The organism is Streptomyces sp. WELS2 (assembly GCF_013870595.1).
Lineage (GTDB): Bacteria > Actinomycetota > Actinomycetes > Streptomycetales > Streptomycetaceae > Streptomyces.
The window spans coordinates 1-1,100 of record NZ_JACBWZ010001335.1 but is presented as its reverse complement, the minus strand read 5'-3'; the positions used below and the strand labels follow the sequence as shown (position 1 = coordinate 1,100).

Here is a 1,100-nt window from a genome sequence, read left to right as displayed (position 1 = left end):
GGCCCGGCCGGTTCCGTTGGCGGCTCCGGTGGCGAAGGCGGAGCGTCCGGTGGTGGGGGAGTTCAGGGGGTGCGAGGGCGGCGGGGGTACTTCTCCCGCCAGCGTTGGGGGGAGCCGGGCGCCGGGGCGGGGCCCGGCTGGCAGGTGGGGCACCAGTAGGTGGGGCGTTCCTGGGAACCGTCGCCCTGGTCGGCCACCCGGACGGAGGTGTGGCAGCGCAGGCACGGCCGGGGCGCGCGGCCGTAGACGAACAGGTCGTGCCGGTGCACGCCGGTGGTCTGCCGGACCGGGCGGTCGCGGTTCGCCTCCAGCAGCCGCTTGGCCAGGCCGGGCAGCCTCTCGGCGCGGTCGGCGGGGAGCGCGCCGACGGGCAGCCACGGGGTCACGCCGAGCAGGAAGCACAGCTCGCTCTTGTAGACGTTGCCGATGCCGGCCAGATTGCGCTGGTCCAGCAGGGCTTCGCCGAGCGGCCGGGCGGGGTCCGCCAGGAGGTTGGCCAGGGCGCGCTCGGGATCCCAGTCCGGGCCGAGCAGGTCGGGGCCCAGGTGGCCGACGACCTGCTCCTCGTCGGCCGTACGCAGCAGCTCCAGCACCTGGAGGCGGTAACCGACGGCCGCGCGGTCGGCGGTGGACAGGACGGCACGGATCTGGTGGGCCGGTCCGCCCCGCCAGCGCTCGCCCGAGCCGTACACCTTCCACGTGCCCTCCATCCGCAGATGCGTGTGCAGGGTCAGGCCGTCCTCGAAGCGGGTCAGCAGGTGCTTGCCGCGCGGGATGGTGTTCAGCACCGCGCGGCCGGCCAGGTCGACCGTCGCGTACTTGGGCACGCGGAAGTCGCTGCGGGTCAGCACCTCGCCCGCGAGGGCCTCGTGCAGCCGCCGCGCGGCCTGCCAGACCGTGTCACCTTCGGGCATGCCTCAAGCCTGCCACGCGGGTGCCGGGGGGTACGGTGCCGTCCTGCCGGCCGGGGCGCCTCACGGTCTCAGGCGCAGGCCGCGCGGTGTCGCCACGAACCCGGCCGTCTCCAGGAGGGCGCCCGCGGGAGACGTGAGGGCCTGGGCGCCGTTGATCCGCTCCACCGTGACCGTGCCGAGCGAACC

The 1,100-nt window shown here is 75.5% G+C and carries 1 protein-coding gene; it reads right to left on the bottom strand.

Annotated elements, in window-relative coordinates; all coding sequences use genetic code 11:
- Nucleotides 1–62 precede the first annotated feature (62 nt).
- A complete protein-coding gene (locus H5J33_RS36155) occupies nt 63–914 on the bottom strand; it encodes an Fpg/Nei family DNA glycosylase (protein ID WP_181798892.1) in 852 nt (283 codons plus the stop codon).
- Nucleotides 915–1,100: the final 186 nt, after the last annotated feature.

Bases quoted from the DNA above. Each gene is read 5' to 3' on its own strand.
- H5J33_RS36155 (WP_181798892.1), bottom strand. From the start codon at position 914: ATGCCCGAAGGTGACACGGTCTGGCAGGCCGCGCGGCGGCTGCACGAG.